This window comes from Rhizobacter sp. (assembly GCF_031412075.1).
GTDB lineage: Bacteria > Pseudomonadota > Gammaproteobacteria > Burkholderiales > Burkholderiaceae_C > Rhizobacter.
Map to the genome: position 1 here is coordinate 1 of NZ_JANOCG010000353.1, position 2,144 is coordinate 2,144.

4 protein-coding genes are annotated in these 2,144 nt (G+C 64.6%); 2 read left to right on the top strand and 2 right to left on the bottom strand.

What is annotated here, in order from left to right:
• Window positions 1–265, top strand: a 265-nt coding sequence (locus RMO40_RS13175; RefSeq protein WP_309721828.1) for a phasin family protein, incomplete at its 5' end; no start/stop codon positions are given.
• A gap of 66 nt (window positions 266–331) precedes the next feature.
• Here RMO40_RS13175 and RMO40_RS13180 read toward each other — a convergent pair.
• Together RMO40_RS13180 and RMO40_RS13185 are read right to left on the bottom strand one after the other, a co-directional pair.
• On the bottom strand, window positions 332–892 hold the full coding sequence (locus tag RMO40_RS13180; RefSeq protein ID WP_309721831.1) for a hypothetical protein: 561 nt from the start codon (window positions 890–892) through the stop codon (window positions 332–334).
• A gap of 120 nt (window positions 893–1,012) precedes the next feature.
• On the bottom strand, window positions 1,013–1,492 hold the full coding sequence (locus RMO40_RS13185; protein WP_309721833.1) for a VTT domain-containing protein: 480 nt from the start codon (window positions 1,490–1,492) through the stop codon (window positions 1,013–1,015).
• A 111-nt stretch (window positions 1,493–1,603) separates the two neighbouring features.
• Here RMO40_RS13185 and RMO40_RS13190 point away from each other — a divergent pair.
• Window positions 1,604–2,144 (top strand): tRNA-dihydrouridine synthase (locus RMO40_RS13190; protein ID WP_309721836.1); only part of this gene is annotated, 541 nt, incomplete at its 3' end.

Genomic DNA, 2,144 nt, shown 5'->3' on the forward strand with positions numbered 1-2,144 from the left:
CTGGGACAAGCTCGAATCCATCTTCGAAGAGCGCACCGCCCGCGCCCTGGGCAAGCTGGGGGTGCCGAGCGCCAAGGACGTGGCCGCCCTCACCAAGCGCATCGACGAACTGAGTGCACAAGTTGCCAAGCAGGGTGGCAAGGCTCCGGCCACCAAGACTGCCGCCAAGACAGCCGCAAAACCCGCAGCCAAAACAGCTGCCAAACCGGCAGCCAAACCGGCAGCCAAACCCGCATCCAAGCGTGCTGCGCGCAAGACAGCTTGAGCGTTGGTTTTTAGGCATGACGAAGGGGCGCCGCGGCGCCCCTTTTTCATGCCCCGTGAACTCGGTTCAGCGCTTGTGGCCCGTCAGCGAATGTTGCCAGCGCGCGTTGGCTTCCATAAAGGTGCTCACGCTGACGTCCTTGACCTGCAGTTGCCGGCTGTCCTGAAAATCAGCCAAACGCTCCGACGTGCGACGGCGATCGTTGGCACGCCCGCGCTTGATGAGCGACGCGGTGAGCCGCGCGCGCAGCGCCGCGAGGTTGCCGGGCGACCAATCGGAGACCAGGGTTTCAAGCTGCGACATGGCACGCCGCAGCACGTCGTGCGGCAGTTCGTCGAAAGCCTTCAAACCCAGTCGGCCCAGCGCTTTCTCGAGCACCGTCAAGTGCACCAGCACCGAGCGTGACGAGGCATGTTGATCCAGCACCCCCTTGAGCGCCGCTCGCAGCAGCACGGCCTCGGAGTGATCGGGTGGGGTGTTTCGCCGGGCGGTGCCATCGAGTGCGGCGTCGCCGCCGGGTCCCTTGCGCTGCAAGCGCAGCCACAGGTGTTTCAGTCGATCGAGCCAGCCCGGAGAGCTTTCCTTGGCCGGCCGCCTGGGCTTGCCTTTGCTGTTGTCACGGCTCATGGTTGACGCAAACCTCGTTCGAATTCGACCGGGTCATCGTGCCATGGGAGCTGCGCCGGGTCATGGGTAGCGCCCGCAGCAACTGTCGACTATCTGGCAAATCCAGCCAAAACGTGCCGCTCACAGCTTGCCGGGCCAGAACCACAGCACGGCCGCCGTCATCGTGACATAGCGGCCGAATTTCCCGATGGCCATGTACATCAGGCAAGGCCAGAACGGCAACCGCAACCAACCTGCGACGGCACACAGCGGGTCGCCAACGACGGGCAACCAAGACAACAGGCAGGCCTTGGCGCCGAAGCGCTTCAGCCACTGCAGCACACGCGCTTCGTGCGGCTTGTGCTCGGCGATCTTCTCGTAGGCACGCTCGGCGCCGTAACCCATCCACCAGGTGAAGGCGCCCCCGAGTGTGTTGCCCGCGGTGGCCACCAACACCGCGGGCCAGAACATCTCCGGGTTGAGTTTCAGGAAACCCAGCACGGCCACTTCAGAGCCCAACGGCAACAAGGTAGCCGAGACAAAGGCCACGATGAAGATCGTGCTCAGGCCGAATTTCGGCAGGGCCAACAGAACCAGCAACGAATCGATCCATACTTGCATTCGCAGGGATTATGCGGGGCGCATTTTGTCCAGGGCCAGCCGTGCTTCCGGGGCTATACTCTGCCTCCTTTTTGAGCAGCCACCCTCGGGCTTTCGCAGCCTCCCCGCGCCATGCACATCGGCCACATTCCACTGGCGAACCGCCTGTTCGCCGCCCCGATGGCGGGCGTCACCGACAGGCCGTTTCGCCAGCTGTGCAAACGGCTGGGCGCGGGTTACGCGGTGAGTGAAATGGTCACTTCGCGCAAGGAGCTGTGGAACAGCCTCAAGACCTCGCGCCGCGCCAACCATGAGGGCGAGGTGGCGCCCATCGCGGTGCAGATCGCCGGCACCGAGCCGGCCATGATGGCCGAGGCCGCCGCCTACAACATCGACCGCGGCGCACAAATCATCGACATCAACATGGGCTGCCCGGCCAAGAAGGTGTGCACCAAGTGGGCCGGTTCGGCGCTGATGCAAGACGAGCCGCTCGCCAACGCGATCATCGAAGCCGTGGTTGCTGCCTGTGCGCCGCACAACGTGCCGGTCACGCTGAAGATGCGCACCGGCTGGTGCCAGGCCGAGCGCAACGCGTTGAGCATTGCGCGCGCCGCTGAAGCTGCTGGTGTGGCCATGGTCACGGTTCATGGCCGCACACGCGAGCAGGGCTACA